Raw genomic sequence first — 734 nt, forward strand, 5'->3', positions numbered from 1 at the left:
ATCCTTAAAAGTAAAAACTTTGTTTTTACAAGGATAACTTATACTATCTTCTTTCATACTAAAGGTTTTATCTTTTAATTTTTCAAGCATTTTTGGTAGTTCTTTATTAAATAAAGCTTTATCAGGAATTCCACAACCATGAGTTAAATCTTTAATATATTTACCATCTATATCTTTTTCATCAATTAAATGAAAAGTTATGTCATAATTTAAAGCTTTTAAAATTTCACACATTTGGATTTTATACTCAGCAGGGGTCAAATCATCTTTAGCACTATGATAGCTTATATAAACTATATCTTTGTTTTTTTGAGTTTGCAAGATTAAGTGATCTTTATTTAACAAAGCTCTTATTAGATAATTCTCATCAGCAAAATAATAAGGTGAATTTGGGTTTTTGCGAGTCCAATATGTCTCTGTATAGCAATAAGTTATACTATTTGACTCATCTTCACTCATAATAGCATCTCCTAAATTTAAATCCCTACCTATTACATATCTAAGTGGCGGCAATCCTGCTCCTGAATTATCTATCACTCCATCTACATACCAAGGAGCTATCTTTGCACACATTAAAGCTAAATAACCTCCATAAGACCCCCCCCCATAAATCTTAGGTAAAGATTGAAATTGAGGATAATTTTTCATAATATCTTTTAAAGCATTGATATGATCAATTGCAGCCATTATGCCAAAATTTTGATATTCATTGTTGGGTGGGATGAAAGTGCAAG

The 734-nt window shown here is 29.4% G+C and carries 1 protein-coding gene; it reads right to left on the reverse strand.

Features of this window, described 5'->3' with window-relative positions; genetic code table 11:
• The coding region (locus FPD38_RS00435; protein ID WP_147554854.1) for a DUF2920 family protein at window positions 1–734 on the reverse strand (734 nt) is incomplete at both ends.

The organism is Campylobacter volucris, from assembly GCF_008011665.1.
In the GTDB taxonomy this organism is placed as follows: domain Bacteria; phylum Campylobacterota; class Campylobacteria; order Campylobacterales; family Campylobacteraceae; genus Campylobacter_D; species Campylobacter_D volucris_A.